The sequence below is a fragment of the Pseudomonas fluorescens group sp. PF-1 genome, assembly GCF_054481335.1.
In genome coordinates, this window is sequence record NZ_JBTMNG010000002.1 from 3,010,326 (window position 1) to 3,029,651 (window position 19,326).

General features: G+C 62.4%; 21 protein-coding genes. 12 read left to right on the plus strand and 9 right to left on the minus strand.

Features of this window, described 5'->3' with window-relative positions:
* Positions 1-76: 76 nt before the first annotated feature.
* The gene (locus ACX3YD_RS28710; protein ID WP_458961650.1) at positions 77-685 is read left to right on the plus strand and encodes a MiaE family protein; all 609 of its coding nucleotides are present in this window, start codon (positions 77-79) and stop codon (positions 683-685) included.
* A 146-nt stretch (positions 686-831) separates the two neighbouring features.
* Here the strand turns inward: ACX3YD_RS28710 and ACX3YD_RS28715 are convergent, their stop codons facing one another.
* Positions 832-1,356 (minus strand): GFA family protein, encoded by a 525-nt coding sequence (locus ACX3YD_RS28715; RefSeq protein WP_458961651.1) that lies wholly within the window; start codon positions 1,354-1,356, stop codon positions 832-834.
* A gap of 164 nt (positions 1,357-1,520) precedes the next feature.
* Here ACX3YD_RS28715 and ACX3YD_RS28720 point away from each other — a divergent pair, with 164 nt between their 5' ends.
* The 3 genes from ACX3YD_RS28720 to ACX3YD_RS28730 all read left to right on the plus strand — a co-directional run bounded on the left by ACX3YD_RS28720 (position 1,521) and on the right by ACX3YD_RS28730 (position 4,731).
* Positions 1,521-2,405 (plus strand): LysR substrate-binding domain-containing protein, encoded by an 885-nt coding sequence (locus tag ACX3YD_RS28720; protein WP_047528263.1) that lies wholly within the window; start codon positions 1,521-1,523, stop codon positions 2,403-2,405.
* A gap of 101 nt (positions 2,406-2,506) precedes the next feature.
* Positions 2,507-3,631, plus strand: coding sequence for an agmatine deiminase (aguA, locus tag ACX3YD_RS28725; protein ID WP_458961652.1), 1,125 nt, complete (start codon positions 2,507-2,509; stop codon positions 3,629-3,631).
* Positions 3,632-3,633: 2 nt separating this feature from the next.
* The gene (locus ACX3YD_RS28730) at positions 3,634-4,731 is read left to right on the plus strand and encodes an extracellular solute-binding protein (protein ID WP_458961653.1); all 1,098 of its coding nucleotides are present in this window, start codon (positions 3,634-3,636) and stop codon (positions 4,729-4,731) included.
* 85 nt (positions 4,732-4,816) lie between these two features.
* On the opposite strand, the gene ACX3YD_RS28735 is transcribed toward ACX3YD_RS28730, so the two are convergent.
* The 5 genes from ACX3YD_RS28735 to ACX3YD_RS28755 form a co-directional block, all read right to left on the minus strand.
* Positions 4,817-5,434, minus strand: coding sequence for a DNA-3-methyladenine glycosylase family protein (locus tag ACX3YD_RS28735; RefSeq protein ID WP_458961654.1), 618 nt, complete (start codon positions 5,432-5,434; stop codon positions 4,817-4,819).
* Between the two features lie 4 nt (positions 5,435-5,438).
* A complete protein-coding gene (locus ACX3YD_RS28740; protein WP_458961655.1) occupies positions 5,439-6,560 on the minus strand; it encodes a bifunctional transcriptional activator/DNA repair enzyme AdaA in 1,122 nt (373 codons plus the stop codon).
* 101 nt (positions 6,561-6,661) lie between these two features.
* Positions 6,662-7,702, minus strand: coding sequence for a DMT family transporter (locus tag ACX3YD_RS28745; RefSeq protein ID WP_103405614.1), 1,041 nt, complete (start codon positions 7,700-7,702; stop codon positions 6,662-6,664).
* Between the two features lie 98 nt (positions 7,703-7,800).
* Positions 7,801-8,421 carry a LysE family translocator gene (locus ACX3YD_RS28750; protein ID WP_458961656.1) on the minus strand — a complete coding sequence of 207 codons (621 nt, stop codon included), beginning with the start codon at positions 8,419-8,421 and terminating at the stop codon, positions 7,801-7,803.
* 90 nt (positions 8,422-8,511) lie between these two features.
* Entirely contained in the window at positions 8,512-9,408 is an 897-nt protein-coding gene (locus ACX3YD_RS28755) for a DMT family transporter (protein WP_458961657.1), read from the minus strand.
* A gap of 89 nt (positions 9,409-9,497) precedes the next feature.
* Here ACX3YD_RS28755 and ACX3YD_RS28760 point away from each other — a divergent pair, with 89 nt between their 5' ends.
* Both ACX3YD_RS28760 and ACX3YD_RS28765 read left to right on the plus strand, forming a co-directional pair.
* On the plus strand, positions 9,498-10,829 hold the full coding sequence (locus tag ACX3YD_RS28760) for an aminotransferase-like domain-containing protein (protein WP_458961658.1): 1,332 nt from the start codon (positions 9,498-9,500) through the stop codon (positions 10,827-10,829).
* Positions 10,830-10,905: 76 nt separating this feature from the next.
* Entirely contained in the window at positions 10,906-11,493 is a 588-nt protein-coding gene (locus tag ACX3YD_RS28765) for a LysE family translocator (protein WP_458961659.1), read from the plus strand.
* A gap of 41 nt (positions 11,494-11,534) precedes the next feature.
* On the opposite strand, the gene ACX3YD_RS28770 is transcribed toward ACX3YD_RS28765, so the two are convergent.
* Positions 11,535-12,368 (minus strand): AraC family transcriptional regulator, encoded by an 834-nt coding sequence (locus ACX3YD_RS28770; protein WP_103405619.1) that lies wholly within the window; start codon positions 12,366-12,368, stop codon positions 11,535-11,537.
* A gap of 33 nt (positions 12,369-12,401) precedes the next feature.
* On the minus strand, positions 12,402-12,905 hold the full coding sequence (locus ACX3YD_RS28775; protein WP_458961660.1) for a VOC family protein: 504 nt from the start codon (positions 12,903-12,905) through the stop codon (positions 12,402-12,404).
* Between the two features lie 265 nt (positions 12,906-13,170).
* On the opposite strand from ACX3YD_RS28775, the gene ACX3YD_RS28780 reads away from it, so the two are divergent.
* The 6 genes from ACX3YD_RS28780 to ACX3YD_RS28805 all read left to right on the plus strand — a co-directional run bounded on the left by ACX3YD_RS28780 (position 13,171) and on the right by ACX3YD_RS28805 (position 18,687).
* Positions 13,171-13,419, plus strand: coding sequence for a hypothetical protein (locus ACX3YD_RS28780; protein WP_047528280.1), 249 nt, complete (start codon positions 13,171-13,173; stop codon positions 13,417-13,419).
* Positions 13,419-14,573, plus strand: coding sequence for an NnrS family protein (locus ACX3YD_RS28785; RefSeq protein ID WP_458961661.1), 1,155 nt, complete (start codon positions 13,419-13,421; stop codon positions 14,571-14,573). The genes ACX3YD_RS28780 and ACX3YD_RS28785 overlap by 1 nt, the downstream gene beginning before the upstream one ends.
* A 246-nt stretch (positions 14,574-14,819) precedes the next feature.
* Complete coding sequence (locus tag ACX3YD_RS28790) at positions 14,820-15,275, plus strand: (2Fe-2S)-binding protein (RefSeq protein WP_103405623.1); 456 nt, start codon at positions 14,820-14,822, stop codon at positions 15,273-15,275.
* Between the two features lie 7 nt (positions 15,276-15,282).
* The gene (locus ACX3YD_RS28795; protein ID WP_458961662.1) at positions 15,283-17,451 is read left to right on the plus strand and encodes a xanthine dehydrogenase family protein molybdopterin-binding subunit; all 2,169 of its coding nucleotides are present in this window, start codon (positions 15,283-15,285) and stop codon (positions 17,449-17,451) included.
* A 1-nt stretch (position 17,452) separates the two neighbouring features.
* On the plus strand, positions 17,453-18,031 hold the full coding sequence (locus ACX3YD_RS28800) for a hypothetical protein (protein ID WP_458961663.1): 579 nt from the start codon (positions 17,453-17,455) through the stop codon (positions 18,029-18,031).
* Between the two features lie 74 nt (positions 18,032-18,105).
* Positions 18,106-18,687, plus strand: a complete 582-nt coding sequence (locus tag ACX3YD_RS28805; protein ID WP_103405626.1) for a GGDEF domain-containing protein — start codon at positions 18,106-18,108, stop codon at positions 18,685-18,687.
* A gap of 133 nt (positions 18,688-18,820) precedes the next feature.
* On the opposite strand, the gene ACX3YD_RS28810 is transcribed toward ACX3YD_RS28805, so the two are convergent.
* Positions 18,821-19,246 (minus strand): VOC family protein, encoded by a 426-nt coding sequence (locus tag ACX3YD_RS28810; RefSeq protein ID WP_458961664.1) that lies wholly within the window; start codon positions 19,244-19,246, stop codon positions 18,821-18,823.
* Between the last annotated feature and the right edge of the window lie 80 nt (positions 19,247-19,326).

Below are 19,326 nucleotides of genomic sequence, written 5' to 3' on the forward strand. Positions count from 1 at the left end.
CGGTAGCGACTGGTGGTCTTCGGGCAGGCCGGTATAATCGGCGCCCTTCGTTTTGAACCTTTTGTCCGTGGGCCCCATGATCCTTCCCGAAATACACGAATTCCTTGGCTGCCGCACTCCCGATGGTTGGGTTCAAGCCGCACTGGCCGATCAGGAAACCCTGCTGATCGACCATAAGAACTGCGAATTCAAGGCTGCCAGCACGGCGCTCAGCCTGATTGCCAAGTATCACTCCCACGTCGATCTGATCAACATGATGTCGCGCCTGGCCCGGGAAGAGCTGGTGCACCACGAGCAGGTCATGCGCCTGATGAAAAAACGCAAGATCGGACTGCGTCAGCTGTCCGCCGGGCGTTACGCCTCGGGGTTGCGCAAAGTGGTGCGCAGTCACGAGCCTGTAAAACTGGTGGATACCCTGGTGGTCGGCGCGTTCATCGAGGCCCGCAGTTGCGAGCGTTTCGAAGCCTTGGTGCCGCATCTGGACGAAGAGCTGGGCAAGTTCTATTTCGGCCTGCTCAAAAGTGAAGCCCGGCATTTCCAGGGTTACCTGAAACTGGCCTATCAGTACGGAGATGCCAAGGATATCGCCCAGGTCATCGACAAGGTCCGCGCCGCCGAGCAGGAGCTGATCGAGTCGCCGGATGTGGAGTTCCGCTTCCACAGTGGTGTGCCGGCCGCGGCCTGAACCGCATGACCTTCCGGGGTGCGATTTTATGCCTTCAAAACACCGCCCCTCTGTAGGAGCGAGCCTGCTCGCGATGGTCGTCAACGATTACGCGCACGTTCAGGTTTAATGCGGCGTCTTTGGGTGCTTCGCGAGCAGGCTCGCTCCTACAGGGGGATCGCGCTGGTGCCTGGATCGCGATCCTGGCAGCCAAGACCCAATCGCTCATGCCACTGCGCAATGGACTCTTCGGGATAGACATCGAACTGCCGGTCCTTCCCATGCGCCTCGACCTCCACCCACGATGCTTTCGAGCCGAGCATCAGGTGCGTGTGTTCCGGCGGGATCGGTAGCGGGGTGTCGATGGCCGAGGCGAACGGGTGAATCAGCTCGGGCCATTCAGGACTGAACAACCACAAGCCCGAACCGCACAACGAGCAGAAATGCCGCTCGGCGGTGCTGCTGTGGGCGCGTTTGTCACCTTCATTCTTCAGCCGCGCATGGTAGATCGCGATGTGCTTGCGCCCGCGTACTTTCAGGCTGGCGGCATCGCCGCCCAGGTTGATCGCATAGCCGCCACCGCCCTGGGTCTTGCGGCAGATCGAGCAATAGCAGCGTTGATAAGGGTAGGGGTGGGCGCTGGTCAGGCTGAATGACACCGCGCCGCAATGGCAGGAACCGTCGAGTTGCATGGTGCTCTCCCAGAGGACTGAAATCGTTCGTTCAGCCTAGAAGGTCTGTGGTGAGCTTGCTGACACCTTCGCTGGCCAGCCAGCGATGAACGATAACGCGGTGCCACTGGACGGCTACCGACAGCCAAGTCAGCATGGGCACCTCCCTTTCCGGACCAGGCCCGATGCGACGACTACCCTCCCTGGCAGCACTGCGAACCTTCGAATGCGCCGCGCGCCATGCCCATTTCGGTCGGGCAGCCGCTGAGTTGTGCGTGACCGACAGCGCCGTCAGCCATCAGATTCGTCAGCTGGAAGAACAACTGGGCGTGTCGTTGTTTATTCGCGAAGGCCGGCAGATTCGTCCGACCATGGCGGCCGGGCGTTTGATGCAAAGCTTGCAGCAGGCCTTCGAATTGATCGGTGATGCCTGCGACGAATTACGCGACCCCTCGTCCCTCGCGGTGTTGCGCCTGGCGGTGACCGCCGAACTGGCGCAAAAGTGGCTGATGAGCCGCCTCACCGATTTCTATGCGCGCTATCCACACATCACCTTGCACCTTTACGAACAACCGATTGATGCCACGGCGCCGGGGGAAGACATCGACCTCGCCATCACCTACGGCACCGGCCCGGTGGACAGCAGTGCGTATTTCGTCCGGCCGTTGCCGGCGCTGCAGTTTTTTCCGGTGTGCAGTCCCGGCCTGTTCAACCAGGGCACGTTGAAAGCTCCCAGGGATCTGGCCCGTCACTGCCTGCTCCACGACGATCAGGACGGCAAGACCTGGACCGCCTGGCTCACCAGCCACGCCGGCGATCAGCGCCCCGAACGGCAGCTGTATTTCGCCCATGCCGGATTGGCGCTTGAGGCTGCGGCCCAGGGGCAGGGCGTGGCCATGGGCGATAACCTGACCGCCCAGGAAGACTTGCTCAGCGGCCGTCTGGTCCGGCCTTTTACCTCCAGCATGACCGCGTTGGGCCAATACGCGCTGGTGTGTGAACGGGTGCGCCTGGAGCGGCCGGCGGTCGCGCAGATGCTGGAATGGTTCAACGATCAGCTGGTCGATTGATGAGTTGAATTCAAGTGTTCCGAAATAATCATCGTTGGCGAGGAGGCCGCCAACGACCTTAGCCTGTGGTCATTCCAATCCCCCGCTGATGAGGTAGGCCCATGGCACGTTTGCTCGATTCCACTCCCAAGCTCGACGGTTTCCGTTTGCCCGGCGAATTCGAAACCAAGTCCGGCTGCTGGCTCGGCTGGCCGGAGCGCACGGACGTCTGGCGCAATGGCGCCAAGCCTGCGCAGAAAGTCTGGGTGCAGATCGTCACCGCAATCGCCCAGAGCGAACCGGTCACCGTGTGTGCCTCCGCTGCGCAATTCGCCACCGCACGCCGCCAGTTGCCGCCGCAAGTGCGGGTGGTCGAAATGACCTGCAACGACACCTGGTTTCGCGACAGCGGCCCGTGCTTCGTGGTCAACGACCAGAGTGGCGAAGTGCGCGGCGTCGACTTTGAATTCAACGCCTACGGCGGACTCGACGGCGGTTTGTACTATCCATGGGACAAGGACGACCAGATCGCGAGCAAAATCCTCGAAATCGAGCGCTTCGACCGCTATCGCGCACCGTTGATTGCCGAAATGGGCGGTATCCAGAGCGATGGCCAGGGCAGCATCCTCACCACCGAGCAATGCCTGCTCAACCGCAATCGCAATCAGCACCTGGGCAAGGACGAAGTCACCCGGCGCCTGACCGATTACCTGGGCGCCGAGCAAATCATCTGGCTGCCGCGGGGCTGCAAGTTCGACGAAACCGATGGCCATGTCGATGACCTCGCGTGCTTCGTGCGCCCCGGAGAAGTGGTGCTGCAATGGACCGACAACCGCGATGACCCGCAGTGGGAAATCTACCAGGAGGCCTACGACATCCTGCGCAGCACCCGCGACAGCCGTGGCCGCGAGCTGATCGTGCACAAACTGCCGCAACCGGATGTGCTGGAATGGACCGCTGAAGAGGCCGAAGGCCTGGACCAGCAGGACAGCACCCACACCCGCCAGGCCGGCACCAAAATCTGTGCGTCCTACATCAACTACTACGCCGGTAATACGTCGATCGTGGTGCCGCTGTTTGGTGATCGCAACGACCAGGTGGCGCAGGCGACCCTGGCGGAACTGTTCCCTCGGCACAACATCGTCGGCATCGAAAACTCCCGGGAAATTCTCCTCGGGGGCGGCAACGTCGCGTGCATCACCATGCCTCAGTACGCCGGCGCCGCCAGCCACAAAAAGGGAGCGTGACCATGGGCCTGCACAAACTGACTCAAGCAATACTGCTGGTGCTTGCACCCCTGTGTGTGCAGGCCGCCGACCCCCCAAAACCAGTGGTGAATCTCTATATCTGGGGCGAGTACCTGGCCCCGGACACCCTGACCCATTTCGAGAAACAAACCGGCATCCATGTGGTCGCCGATCACTTTGACTCCCTGGAAACCGTCGAGACCAAACTGCTCACCGGCCGCAGCGGCTACGACCTGGTGCTGACCGCCGGCCAGCATCTGTCCCGGGCCATCCAGAGCGGCGCGATCCAGCCCGTGGACAAGCAGCGACTGCCGCACTTTGCCGGTGTCGGCGAGGAGTTTCGTCAGCATATGGCGGTGTTCGATCCGGGCAATCGCTATGCCGGGATCTACGCCTGGGGCACCACGGGCGTGGGCTTTCAGGATGAGGCGGTCAAACAGCGCCTGCCCGACGCGCCGACGGACAGTTGGGCAATGCTCTTCGACCCGGCGGTGGTGGCGAAATTCGCCGATTGCGGGGTCAGTCTGCTCAATGATCCCAACGAGGTGTTCGCGGCGGTCATGAAGTACATGGGCCTGGACATCAACCGCCAGAACCTCGATGACCTGAAACGCGCCGAGGCGCAACTGGCGAAGATCCGCCCCTACATTCGCTACTTCGACAACGACCTGAACATCAGCGACCTGGCCAATGGCAACACCTGTGTGGCGATGTCGTGGAACGGCAACGTGGCCATCGCTGCCGGCCAGGCGGAAGCGGCGGGCAAACCTTACAAGCTCGGTTACCGGATACCGAAGGAGGGCACGTTGATCTGGTTCGATGCCATGGTCATTCCCAAGGATGCGCCGCATCCGCAGGCCGGCCTGGCTCTGATGGACTATTTGATGACGCCTGAAGTGATGGCGCCGATCACCGACACCATTCACTACGCCAACGCGATCACTGCGGCGGACAGCTTGATCGACCCGGCGATTCGCAATGATCCGGGGACCTACCCGCCGGCCGAGGTTCGCGCATCGTTGTACAGCAAGAATGACAACGGCAAGGACTTCAACCGGGCGCTGATCCGGGCGTTCAGCCGGTTGAAATCGGGGTTGTGACTGGCGTTGGAGAGCCAGCTCGCTTCCGAAGGATCGGCGCCGACCCTGTGGGAGCGAGCCTGCTCGCGAAGAACGATAACGCGGTCTATCGGTTGGACACCCGCCACAAATACCAGGAAGCCACCGTCCGATAAGGGCTCCACGCCAAGCCGATTTCAACCATCTGCTTGCGCGTCGGCTGTGCTTCCAGGCCCTTGAGCCGCCGATAACCCTCACGCACTCCGAAATCGTCGGCCGGCAGGATGTCCGGCCGTTCCAGGCTATAGATCAGCAGCATTTCCACGGTCCAGCGGCCCACCCCGCGCAGGGTGATCAAGCGCTCGATCAGCGCTTCATCGTCCATGGCCAGGGCCGTGGCGTAATCCGGCACGAGGCCCTCAAGGGTCGCCTGGGCGATGCCTTGAATAGTGGCGATCTTGCTGGCGGAGAACCCGCAACCGCGCAGTTGATCGAAGTCGCAGGCGACGATTTGCTCGGGCCTGGGAAACCCGCCTGACGGGAACAGGGCCAGCAACCGGCCGATGATCGCATCGCCGGCCCGGGCATGCAGTTGCTGATAGGCAATCGCCCGTACCAGCGACTCATAGGGATCGCGGGCGGTGTGGGGTTGGTGCAGGCACGGGCCGACCATCGCGATGTGTTGCCGCCAGTCCTCATCGATTGACGACAAGAAATCGGTGGCGGGTTGATAGCGGTCGGACATGGTTTCAGGCATTCCCGGAAGGCTGCAACAGTGTGTCGATTTCGTCATGGGCGAATGGCAGGCTGATCTGCACGGCGGCTTTTTCCAGCCTGAGCAGAAACGCCTTGCGCGGTTGCCCTCCACCATAGCCCGTCAGCGAGCCATCGGCACCGATCACCCGGTGGCACGGCAGGACGATCGAAAGGCGGTTGTGCCCATTGGCCAGGCCGACTGCGCGGCTGGCGCCGGGTTTGCCCAGCCTGGCGGCGATGGCCCCGTAGGTGGTGGTCTGGCCGTAAGGGATGGTCGCCAGGATGGCCCAGACCTGGCGGGAAAATTCGCTGCCGGGCAGGTGCAGCGCCACGTTGAACGCGGTCAAGTCTCCGGCGAAATACCGCGCCAGTTCCTGCTCGATTTGCTGCAGGTGGTGATTGTGCCCTGGCGCCACGGCATAGCCGAAACGGTTCTGCAGGGCTTCAATCTCCCGGGTCAACGCCGGCCGGTCGAGGAACTCCAGCAACACCAGCCCACGGCGCTCGGCCATGGCGATCATCGGTCCCAGCGGCGTGGTCAGGCGCGTGAACAGCAGCGGCTCACTGTTGGCTGCGCGACCGGGGGTGATGTGGAAGGATTTCTGGAAGGCATCGCGAAAACCGCTCAGGGACTCGTAGCCGCAGTCGAACGCCGCGCTGTCGATGGAGTCGCCCTGTTTGATGCCGCCCAGCGCCATGCCCAGGCGGCGCGTGCGCAACCAGGCATGAAAGGTCATGCCGAAATGCTGCTTGAACCAGCGCCGCAGTTTCAGCGGCTCGATGCCGGCGGCCAGCAACCGGGCATCGGTCCAGCGCTGCTCGGGATCGGCTTCCACCGACTTGAGCAGCGTCTGTACCCAATCCGGGGCGATGGCCGCGGCGTCCAGGGGTTTACAGCGCAGGCAGGCACGATAGCCCGCCGACAGGCACTCGTCGGCATGGGCGAAGAACTCGACATTCTCCGGCTTTGGCTTGCGTGCCGTGCAGCTGGGACGGCAGAAAATCCCGGTGGTTTTGACCGCGGTAAAAAACACCCCCTCGTAGGCGGTGTCGCGTTCGAGCATGGCGCGAACCATCTCGGCGTGGGGCGGAAGTAGCGTGCTGTGTACGTTCATGGGGCCAGCATAGAGGGCGAATCAGACGGTCTCCACCGGAAAATCGACAGAGAATTGCGGAGCGTTCCAGACCCGCTCCATCAGGAGTTGCCGGTGCTCGACTAGTGCTTGTGACGATGATGAATGTCTGGAAAGTGCGCATGGCTGTGGCGCAGGGGCGTGTGTTGGTGTTCATGGCTGTGGGGTTCGGTGCCGTCCCACTCGAATGTATGTTCGTGTTGGTGGTGTTCATCGTGGACGTGTCGATGACGGTGAAGAAGGGCTTGGTGCTCATGTTCATGGGCATGGCTTTCCTTGAGGTGAATCCAGACCCCCAGCCCCATCAACAAAGAAGCCACCCAAAAACTCGCCGTCACCGATTCGCCCAGCAGCAGGATGGCAATGGCGGCGCCGAGGAACGGCGCGGTGGAAAAATAGGCACCCGTGCGTGCGGAGCCCAGCCCGCGCAAGGCCAGTACAAACAACACCAGGCTGATACCGTAACCGAGGAAGCCGACGATCAGGGTTGGGCCAAGTACCGTCATCGGTGGCAACGATGCCCCGAGCGACAGCGCCAGGGAACAGTTCACCAACCCGGCGCACAAACCCTTTACACCCGCAATGAACAGCGCGTCCGAGGCTGACACTTTGCGCGTCAGATTGTTATCGATAGCCCAACAGGCGCAGGCCAGGGCGACACACAGCGGCCCGGTCCAGCCCTGGGAGTGAACCGCTCCCTGTGGCCAGGCCAGCAGCACGCCCCCTGCGACGATCGCCAGCATGCCGATGACGATGCGTCGGTCGGCGTTCTCTTTAAACACCACCCACGCCAGCACGGCGGTCAGTACTGATTCGAGGTTCAGCATCAAGGAGGCTGTGGCGCCAGAGGTTGAGGTCAAGCCAGACATCAATGCCACGGGGCCGAGAATCCCGCCAAATGCAATCGCGCCGATCAGCCAGGGCCATTCGGCAGAGGTCAGCCCGCTGGGGCGCCAGCCGCGGTCGCGGATCAATCGGGCAAGGGTCAATCCCAGGCCGCTGCCCATGTACAGCAGTCCGGCCAGCAGGATGGGCGAAAGGTTCAGTCCCAACAGCTTGGCCAATGGCGTACTTGCACCAAACAGCGCAGCGGCGGCAAGGGCGTAAAGAATGCTTGTGTTCATTGGGGCCTGGCTTTCACATCAATGGCGGGATGATCTATTTAGTCACAAGCGCAGTGCCCGATCCATGCTGATGGAGAGGGCCATGAATAAAAAACGCCTCAGGCCCGACGCGCCATCAGCAACACCGAAGCCGCCGCCGACAGCAGCCCCGCGCAGCAGCGGTTGAAGAGGCGCTTGCCCGACGGCTTGGCGAACCAGCGGCGCATGTGCAGGCCCATGTAGGCGTAGGCGGCGATGGCGATCCATTCCAGTATCAGGAACAGTGCACCCAGCACCGCGAATTGCGGGGTGATGGCGCGGGTCGCGTCGACGAATTGCGGCAGGAACGCGGTGAAGATCAGGATCGCCTTCGGATTGCCCGCCGCCACCAGAAACTCTTGCCGGGCCAGCCCAAGCAGGCCCACGGGCGCGCTGGCCACCACGTTCGCAACGCCAGGATCGGCGCGCCACAACTGCCAGGCCAGGTAGAACAGGTACGCGGCACCGAGAATCTTGATCCCGTAGAACAACAATTCCGAGGTTTGCAGCACCACCGCCAGACCGGCCGAGGCCAGAGCGATCATCCCGGCGAATGCCAGCAGGCGCCCTAGGCCGGCCAGGCACGCGGTGCGATAGCCGTAGCGGGTCGAATTGCTCACCGACAGCAGGTTGTTCGGGCCGGGCGCCATGTTCAGGGCGAAGCAGGCCGGGAGAAAGAGGGAGAGGGTGGCGAGGTCCATGATGGGCTCCAGTAGCGAGAGCGTATTTTTATCACAGCCCTTGAAGGGGCCGCCCCGTACAGTCATGGACCTAAAGTGCCGTATCAGTGGCTAGCGGGAGAACTTTTTCGCCCCGGCCACGCAGAGGATCACCGCGACTGTCACGCCAAGCATCCCAAGGCTGACCTGTTCGTGCAGCAAGGTCGCCGCCAGTGCCAGGCCAAAAAACGGCTGCAGCAATTGCAGTTGGCCGACGGCGGCGATTCCGCCCTGGGCGAGGCCGCGATACCAGAACACAAAGCCGATCAGCATGCTGAACAGTGACACGTACCCCAGGCTGAGCCAGGCCGGTGCGCTGATGTTGGCGAGGGTCACGGGCACTCGCCACCAGGTCACGGCGGTCATGATCGGCAGCGCCAACACCAGCGCCCAGGAAATCACCTGCCAGCCACCGAGCGTCCTGGACAGCTTCGCGCCTTCGGCATAGCCAAGGCCGCAGGCCAGGATTGCCAGCAGCATCAGGAGATCGCCTTGCGGTGCCGCGGTCAGTCCCTGGGACGCGGCGAAACCGACGACCAGCAGGCTGCCCAGTACCGAGAACACCCAGAACACTGGCCGGGGCCGCTCGCCACCGCGCAAGACCCCGAACACCGCAGTCGCCAGCGGCAACAGGCCGACGAACACGATGGAGTGTGCGGACGTCACGTATTGCAGCGCCAGTGCCGTCAACAGCGGAAAGCCGATCACCACACCCAAGGCCACGATGGCCAAGGGCAGCAGTTGCTGGCGCGCGGGGCGCTTTTCCTTGAACAGCAGCAACAGGCACAGTGCCAGGATCGCCGCGAGGGTGGCGCGGGCGACTGTCAGGAATACCGGATCGAACTCCAGCACCGCCACCCGCGTCGCAGGCAGCGAGCCGCTGAAGATCACCACGCCGATCAGGCCGTTGATCCAGCCGCTGGCGTTGCTTTGCAGTGACGGGTGTTGCAGGTTCGAAGTCCGTTCCATTTCGCTCTCGCTCAGAGTCTGGTTGCACGAAAGCCATCCTATGACCGACTATCGGTACAATCAAAAAATTGTCATGGATACATCTCGACATGCCTCGCTCCCGCTACAAATCCCTGGTAGACGCCTTTGCCGCCGACATCCGCGCCGGTCGCCTGTCGCCCGGTACACGCTTGCCGACTCACCGACAACTCGCCCGCGAGCAAGGCCTGGCGCTGGTCACGGCCAGCCGGGTGTACGCCGAGCTTGAAAGCATGGGCCTGGTCAGTGGCGAAACCGGGCGCGGCACCTTTGTCCGGGAGACGTCGCTGCCGCCCGGTCAAGGCATTGCCCAGTCGGTGGTGGCGGCGGGGATGATTGACCTCAACTTCAACTATCCGTCGTTGCCCGGTCAGGCCGATCTGTTGCGCAACGCCCTGCGGCAGTTGGCGTTGTCCGGGGACCTGGAAGCGCTGCTGCGTTATCAGCCCCACGCGGGGCGTCTGCATGAGCGGGCCTCGGTGGCGCGGCACCTCATTGAGCGCGGGCTCAACGTGCCGGCCGAACAGGTCATGATCGTCAGCGGCGCCCAGCACGGCCTGGCGGTGACCCTGATGACCTTGCTCAAGCCCGGCGATGTGATCGCTGCGGATGCGTTGACGTACCCCGGTTTCAAGACGCTGGCCGAAACCCTGCATCTGGAGCTCTTGCCCATTCCCGTCACGGACCAGGGGCCTGACCTGCCCGCCCTCGAAAAGCTGTGCCGGACTCGATCGGTACGGGCCGTCTACGCGATGCCGACGCTGCACAATCCCTTGGGCTGGGTGATGGCGACCGAACAGCGGGAGCAGTTGGTGTCGATTGCGCGCCGGCATGATCTGACCGTCATTGAGGACGCGGCCTACGCCTTTCTTGCCGAAGACGCGCCGCCGCCCCTGGCGACGTTGGCGCCGGAGAGGACGGTGTACGTTTCAGGCCTGTCGAAGAATATCGCCACCGGATTGCGCGTCGGGTTTATTGCCGCGCCCGCGCCATGGGTCGCGGCCTTCGAGCGCACGATCATGGCAACCACCTGGAACACGCCCGGCGTGATGACCGCCATCGCCTGCGGCTGGCTCGATGACGGCACCGTCCTCAAGCTCGAAGCGCAGAAACGTGCGGACGCCCAGGCCAGGCAGGTCCTGGCACGCAAGGAACTGGCGGGGCTCAGGATCATCAGCCATCCGTCTTCGTATTTCATCTGGCTGCCACTGACCGACGATGCCCGCGCTGACCAGATCGCCATGGCGCTGATGCGCGAGCAGGTCTCGGTCTCGCCCGCCGACCCCTTTGCGATCTCGACCCATGTGCCCCATGCGATCCGCCTGGCGCTGGGCTCGGTGGACATGGACTCGTTGCGTCAGGCGCTGGTGAAGGTCAAGAGGGTGGTCGACTTTTACGCCTAGGGCAGTTTTCTTCAATACGCACGCCAGCAGGCTCTTTACCTTGGGGCCTGGTTCAACTGACAGGAACAGGTGTGCGATGAGTTTGATGATGTCCATGGCGGCGTTTGCGTTGGCCGCTTCGATTACGCCGGGGCCGGTGAATATCGTGGCCTTGAGTTCCGGGGCGCGCTTCGGCTTTCGTGCCAGTCAACGGCATGTGGCCGGGGCGACCCTGGGCTTCGTGTTGCTCCTGATGTTGATGGGGCTGGGGTTGCATGAGGTGTTGCGGCTGTGGCCGGCGATGACCCGTGTGGTGCAGTGGGCGGGCGTGGCGTTCCTGTTGTACATGGCGTACAAGCTCGCGGCCGACAATGGACAGCTTGAGGCGAAGGACGCAAGCCGTGCCCCGTCGATGCTGTATGGCGCCGTGATGCAATGGCTCAATCCGAAAGCCTGGCTGGCCTGCGTGGCCGGCATGGGCGCGTTTGTCGCCGATGGCGAGGCGCGGCTGGTCTGGCAGTTTGCGGCGGTTTACCTGGTGATTTGCTACCTGTCCGTCGGCTGCTGGGCCTATGCCGGGACGTTCTTGCGCGGCTACCTCAACAACCCGGCGGGCATGCGCTGGTTTAACCGGGTGATGGCGTTGATGCTGGCGGTGAGTGCGGTTTATCTGATTGCTGAATGAGTGACAGGTCTGTTGTGTTGATGAGTATCGGTGGCGAGGGTTCACCCCCGATACTGCCCCGGCGTCGCTGCCAGATGCTGTTTAAACGCCCGTTGAAAGTGCGCCTGGTCGGCAAATCCCGCTTCCAGTGCGACGTCGGCGATCAGCTTGCCATGGCGCAGTTGGTCCCGGGCGAACTGGATGCGTCGGTTGACCAGGAAGGCGTGGGGTGTCATGCCGTAATGCTGCTTGAACGCGCGGATCAGGTAGGACGGTGACAGCTGTGCCGCTTCGCAGATGTCTTCGAGCTTGAGCATCTGCGTGCAGTGATCGCGGATGAATTCGGCGGCGCGTTCGAGTTTGAAGTTCGGCTCGCGCAGCGGTTGATCGGTCGGGTTGAGGCGCAGTTGCACGTCGCTGAAAAACTCCACGGCCGTGCTCTGCTTGCGCAGCACGTCCTGCTGCGGATCGACCAACACTTCATACAAGGTCTTCAGCCCATCGAACAGGCTGGCGTCGGACGTGTGGGTGACTGCAAACCGGCGGAACGCCAGGTCGTCGCTGAACCCGAGCTGGTGCTGCAGGTCGGTGAGCCACGCGGTATCGACGTACAGCATCAGGTACGACCAGGGCTGGTCGTCGATCGGGTTGCAGGCGTGGACATCGTCGGGGTTCATCAACACCACGGTGCCGGTGCTGACCTCGAACTGCGATTGTTCGTGGACGTAAGTACTGCGCCCGGCGGTGATTGCGCCGATGGAGAAGTGTTCGTGGGCATGCCGGGTGTAACAGACCTCGCGCCCGTCGGCGATGGCGCGGGCTTCGATGAAGGGCAGGGTGTCATCGCGCCAGAAGCGCGGGGCCTTGTCGGTGGCCTTGGGCGTGGAGAGCTTCATGGTCAATCCTTGGCAGTTCAGCGTCGGAGTGTATTAGCTCTCGCCGTCAAAGGCTCGTTGCAGCTCGGCAATATCGAGTTTTTTCATGTGCATCATCGCCTGCATGGCGCGCTGGGACTTGGCCGTGTCGGGGTCCTTGATCATCTCCATCATCGCCACCGGCACGATTTGCCAGGACACGCCGAACTTGTCCTTGAGCCAGCCGCATTGCTGCGCCTCGACCGGCCCGCCCGCGGACAGGCGTCCCCAGAAGTGGTCGACTTCTTCCTGGGTCTGGCAATTGACCTGGAACGAGATCGCTTCGTTGAACGTGAAGTTCGGGCCTCCGTTAAGGCCAGTAAACGTCTGGCCGTCGAGTTCGAAGCTGACGGTCATGACCGACCCGACTTCCCGGCCGTGGAATTCCTGGCCGGCCTTGCCGTAATGGGTGATGGCGGTGATTTTTGCGTGATCGAAGATCGCACAGTAGAACCTGGCGGCCTCTTCGGCCTGGCCGTCGAACCACAGGCAGGGGGTGATTTTTTGTACGTGTAGCATGGCGGGTCTCCCTGGCAGGTTTTTGCAGACTGGACTATCAGCGTAGCCAGCCTGATGTCGGCCGGGCGTGCCGTAGATCGACAAGTGCTTGCTGCTGTTTTGTCGGGTGTAGTCTGTTTGACTTCTGATCGAGTCATACAGACTATTCCTTGTGGTAGTCGAAAAGACTCAAGGCATCGCAGGTGGCTGATTTATAGGGGTTAAATATCTGGCACGGGACTTGATACGACACACGTACCACTGAACGCCTTCAGGAGTACGGAAAATGTTCGACTTCTTCAGCCATCCTCAGAATGTTCTGCATCTTTCCAGCCGCGTGCTCGGCACCGGCCTGGCCATGCTGCTTGCCGGGATCTATGGCGCTTATCTCTATGCCGGTCATTTGCCGATCGTCGCGCTGGTAGCGATGCATGCCATGACCATCGTCGGACCCACCCTGTTGAAAGTCGGCTACGTCATGCGCTTGCTGGCTCAGCATCGGTTGAGCATACCCATGGCCGGGGTGCTGGCCTGATGCGCACATTCGGCGCTGCACCCGTCTTCAGTCTCGGTTTTCGCCCGTTCTTTCTCGCCGGCGCTGCATTTGCCGCGCTGGCGGTGGCCATCTGGGCGCTGTGGCTGTACGGCCGATGGCCCGGCGTTGAACCGGTGGGCGGCATGCTTGCCTGGCATCGACACGAGATGCCGTTCGGGTTTGCCGTGGCGATCATTGCCGGCTTTTTGCTGACAGCGGTGCCGAACTGGACAGGTCGGCGGGGACTCAATGGCTGGCCGCTGATCGGGCTGGTGCTGGTCTGGCTGCTGGCCCGGCTGGCGTGGCTGATGCCGATTCCTCCTGCGTTGTTGCTGGTGCTTCAACTGCCTTTTCTGCCGCTGCTGGCGTGGGTGCTGGGGCGGGATCTGCTGGCGGCAGGCAAACGCGATAATTACCCGATTTTGCTGATGATCACCTTGTTGGCCGGGTGCCAGGTGATGACGCTGTGGGGGCTCGCGACCCATGACGATGGCCTGCAACGGCGCGGTGTGTTGGCGGCCCTGTGGCTGGTGGCGGCGTTGATGAGTGTGATCGGTGGGCGAGTGATCCCGTTTTTCATTCAGCGCGGATTGAGTCGTCCGCCAGCGCCTGCGGCCAGTCCGTTGCCGACCAGGGTGCTGCTGGTCAGTGGGATGCTGGTCGCCGTGAGCTTTGCCTTCGGCTTGAACGACGCGCCAAGGCCCTGGTTGTCGTTGTTGTTTGTGCTGATCGGGGCGTTGCATCTGCTGCGGCTGTGGCGCTGGCATGACCGTGGAATGTGGCGGGTGCCTCTGCTGTGGTCGCTGTACCTGTCCTATGGGTGGCTGTTTGTGGCGGTCGTGGCGATGGCGTTGTGGCACGCCGGCTTGATGCCGCAACAGAGCCTGGCCACCCATGCGCTGGCGGTTGGCGCCATCGGCGGGCTGATTCTGGCGATGATTGCCCGGGTCAGCCTCGGCCATACCGGGCGGCCGTTGTTGCCTTCCAACGCGATAGTGGCGGGTTTTTCCCTGATGCTGCTGGCCGGTTTGTCACGGGTACTGCTGGTGCCGTTTTCCGGGTTGGGACTGGGACTGGCGGCGTTGCTGTGGTGTTCGGCATTCGGATTGTTCCTGCTGCGTTATACCGGGGTGTTGCTCAAGCCTCGGGTCTAGCGCCGATGTCGCTAAAACTGTGGGGGCGAGCCGGCTCGCTCCCGCAACGGTCCTTGAACTCACTGGGATCAGTCGATTGAGACGGTTTAATTGACCGACTGTCGATAGGGTTCGGCCTGCGGGCCAAATTGCGCTTAGCTGTAAGGGATAACCCAAGGCGCGCGAAAATTCGCTTTACTCCTGCAACCCATCACCTTTCCCAAGACGCGCGCTCTTCAGAACACTTTGAGTCTGAGGACCTTCGCAATGCTGACCCTGAACATCAATGGCAAGGACCAGGAACTGGATGTCCCCGCGGACATGCCGCTGCTCTGGGTCCTGCGCGACGTTGCGCACCTGACCGGGACCAAATTCGGTTGTGGCATGGCCCAGTGCGGCGCCTGCACGGTGCACATCGACGGCGCGCCGCTGCGCTCGTGCATCACGCCCGCCACGGCCGTGGCCAATGGGCAGAAAATTCTCACCATCGAAGGCCTGTCCACCGACGGTTCGCACCCGGTGCAACAAGCCTGGGCCGAACTCGATGTGGTGCAGTGCGGTTACTGTCAGTCCGGGCAGATCATGTCGGCGGCGGCGCTGCTGGCGAAAATCCCCAAGCCGACTGACAGCGACATCGATCAGGCGCTGTCCGGCAACATCTGTCGCTGCGGCACCTATCCACGAATTCGCGCTGCGGTGAAACGCGCCGCCGAGCTGGGTTGAGGTGGCCATGGACAGCCTGATTGCGCTATCGCGTCGTGGTTTTCTCAAGGGTGCCGCAGCAGTAGGTGGTGGACTGGTGGTGGCGTTTGTCATCCCTGGCGCCCATCGGTTTGCCGAGGGCGCGGACAACCAGGGCAAGGTGTTCGCGCCGAATGCGTTCCTGCGCATTGGCAATGACAATAGCGTCACCGTGTTGCTTGGCCATTCGGAAATGGGCCAGGGTATCTGGACCGGCCTGACCATGCTGATCGCCGAAGAGCTGGATGCCGACTGGTCGAAAATCCGCGTCGAACATTCCCCGGCCTCGGCCAAGGATTATGGGCTGGCCGGGTTTGGCGGGATGCAAATCACCGGCGGCTCGACTTCGACCTGGATGGAGTTCGACCGCTACCGCCAGGCCGGTGCGGCGGCGCGATTGATGTTGATCGAGGCTGCGGCCAAGCGTTTCAACGTGGCGCCGTCGCAGATTCGAACGGAATCGGGGGTGGTCATTGCCGGTGACCAGCGCGCCAGCTACGGCGAACTGGCCGACGATGCGGGCAAGCTGCCGGTGCCGGATCCGGCGTCGATCAAGCTCAAGGACGCCAAGGACTGGACATTCATCGGCAAGCCCACCAAACGCCTGGACACCCCGGAAAAAATCACCGGGCGCGCGAAGTTCGGCATGGACGTGCAATTCGACGGCTTGATGACCGCGATGGTCGCCCGGTCGCCGGTGTTTGGCGGCAGCGTCAAATCCTTCGAGGGCGCCGGCGCGCTGGCGATTCCGGGGGTGCACAAAGTGCTGCAGGTGCCGACCGGTGTGGCGGTGATTGCCGATCATTATTGGGCGGCCAAGTTGGGGCGTGACGCGCTGACGGTGGAGTGGGACTTGGGGCCGAATACAGGCCTCGACAGTCAAAAACTGTTGGAGAGCTTCCGCAAACTCGCCGCCACGCCCGGCATACCGGCCAGTCAGGCCGGCGACACCCAGGCGGCGCTGGCCAAGGCGAGCAAGACCCTCGATGTCGAGTACAGCGTGCCGTACCTGGCCCATGCGCCCATGGAACCGCTGAACTGCACGGTGAAGATCACCCAGGACAAGTGCGAAATCTGGACCGGTACCCAGTTCCAGACCCTCGATCAGATGATCGCCGGGAAAATCACCGGGCTCAAACCAGAGCAAGTGGAAATCCATACCGAATTCCTGGGCGGCGGTTTTGGTCGGCGCGCCAACCCGACCTCGGACTTCGTCGCTGAAGCGGTGCAGGTGGCCAAGGCAGCGGGCGCGCCAGTGAAAACCGTGTGGGCGCGGGAGGATGACATTCGTGGCGGCTATTACCGCTCGGCGTTCCTGCATCAGGCGCGGATTGGCCTGGGTGCTGACGGGCTGCCGCTGGCGTGGAAGCATGTGATGGTCGGGCAGTCGATCATGGCCGGCACCTCCCTCGAAGCGGCGATGGTCAAGAACGGCATCGACAAGACCTCGGTCGAAGGCGTGGTGGACAGTCCCTACCTCGAAGGGCTGGCCAACCATCAAGTTGAGCTGCATTCACCGCAAACCGGCATCAAGGTGCTGTGGTTGCGTTCGGTGGGGCACAGTCACACGGCGTTTGTCATGGAATCGTTGATCGACGAGCTGGCGACGGCGGCGGGCAAGGACCCGGTGGAGTACCGCCGAACCTTGCTCAAGGATCATCCGCGACACCTCGGTGTGTTGAACCTGGCGGTGGAGAAAGCCAACTGGAAGGCGCCGCTGCCCCAGGGCCATGCCCTGGGCGTGGCGGTGCACGAGTCGTTCGGCAGTTACGTGGCGCAGGTTGCCGAAGTGTCCCAGGACAACCTGGCGATCCGCGTGCATCGGGTGGTGTGCGCGGTGGACTGCGGGATTGCGGTCAACCCGCAGAGCATCGCAGCGCAGATGGAGTCGTGCATCACCTTCGGGCTCGGCTTTACCTTGCATAGCAAGCTGACCTTCAAGGACGGGCAAGTGGTGCAGTCCAATTACCACGACTATCAGGTGCTGCGGCTCAACGAGATGCCGGTGGTGGAGGTGCATATCGTGCCCAGCAGCGACAAGCCCGGTGGTATCGGCGAGGCGGGGGTGCCGCCCACGGCACCGGCCGTGGCCAACGCGGTGTTTGCCTTGACTGGCCAGCGCCTGCGCGAATTGCCGCTGCAGTTGTCGGGGGTGTGAGATGAAACGCCATCACTGGTTGCTGGGCTCGTTATTGCTGATTTGCCTTTTTATCTATGCCACCGAGCTGTTCGCCGATGACCGTGAAGCCTTGAAAGCCTTCGAAACCGTGCAGAAGGTTTTCCAGAGCCCGCGTTGCCAGAACTGCCACATTCCCGGCGATTCACCGTTGCAGTTCGATTCGGGAAAGCCCCATGGGATGAATGTGGTGCGTGGCCTGGATGGCAAGGGTGCCGCGGGACTGCCCTGCGCGACCTGCCACGCCGAGGCCAATCCACCGCCCGGTTACGACCCCAAGGCCCCGCCGGGGGCGCCCCATTGGAGCCTGCCACCGGCCGCGCACAAAATGGCCTGGATTGGCCTGCCGCCCGACAAGTTGTGCGCCCTGATCAAGGACCGTTCCAGCAACGGCGATCGTGATTTCGCGGCGCTGATCAAGCATGTCAGCGAGGACAAACTGGTGCTGTGGGGCTGGAATCCCGGAGGCAATCGCGAGCCGGTGCCGGTGCCCCACGCTATTTTCGTCGATCAATTCAAGATTTGGGCGGACGCGGGAGGGCCCTGTCCGCTGGGGAGCTGACCAACGGTGCGTCAACCGGGAGTCAAACCGGTTCTGGGCGACTCTAAAGTGTATCGTCGCCACTGGAGCAACTTATGCTGATCCCAGGCAAGTCTCATCAAACGAGCGTCTGCGCAGACCCTTTGCGCACGCCACTGCAGGAGCGCGAACTGCTTCGCGACCTGGCGCGGCAGGCCGAGCAGGAACTGATCGGCGTGCAGATGGCGAGCATGGATGAGTTGACGCTGCTGTCCAATCGGCACGGGTTTATCGCATTGGCCCAACTGGGGCTGAACGTTTGCCAGCAATTGGGCCGGCCGGCGACCCTGCTGTTTTTTAACCTCGACGACTTCAAGCGCATCAACTACCTGTTCGGTCGCGCCGAGGGCGACGATGCCCTGAAAACCTTTGCCGACGTGCTGCGCATAGGCTTCAGGGAAAGCGACGTGATCGGTCGACTGGACGGTGCCACCTTCGTTGCTTTGCTGACGGGGTCCAGCGCGGTGGACATCAAGGCGATCACGGCGCGACTCGAAGAAATGCTCGATGAGCGCAATGCCACGGTGCATCGCGGTTATGACATTCGCTTCAGCATTGGGCAGATCGAGTACGACACGGTGCTGCATGGCTCGATTGAAGAGCTTTTGGTTGAGGTGGAAGCGGTGTTGGGCCGCTAGACGTGTGTTGGCAGGACTGGCCCCTTCGCGGGCAAGCCCGCTCCCACAGGGTGTTGGTGTACACCGTTCGTGTGAACGACAGAAATCACTGTGGGAGCGGGCTTGCCCGCGAAGGCGTCCTCGCTGTCACCGCTTATTTGGCAAACAACTGCCCGATATCCTTGAATGCCTTGAATTCCAGCGCATTGCCGCAGGGATCAAACAGAAACATCGTCGCCTGCTCACCCACCAGCCCCTGGAAACGAATCCCCGGTTCGATCACGAAGCGCGTCCCCAGCGCCTTCAGCCGTTCGGCCAGCGCCTCCCACTCCGTCATTCCCAGGACCACGCCAAAATGCGGCACCGGCACGTCATGGCCGTCCACGGCGTTGGTGTGGGCGGCTTCCTGGGTCGCGTTTTTCGGTGCCAGGTGAATCACCAGTTGGTGGCCGAAAAAGTTGAAATCGACCCAATGTTCGCTGGACCGACCTTCTTCCAGACCGAACACGCTGCCATAGAAGTGTCGCGCGGCCGGCAGGTCATAGACGGGAATGGCGAGGTGAAAAGGGGAGAGCTGCATCGGGGTGGGCCTCAATCTTCTGAATTCAGGCTGAGTGTAGTCCTGTGCTTTTCGATTAAAAGACGATAGTTTTTGCGCCG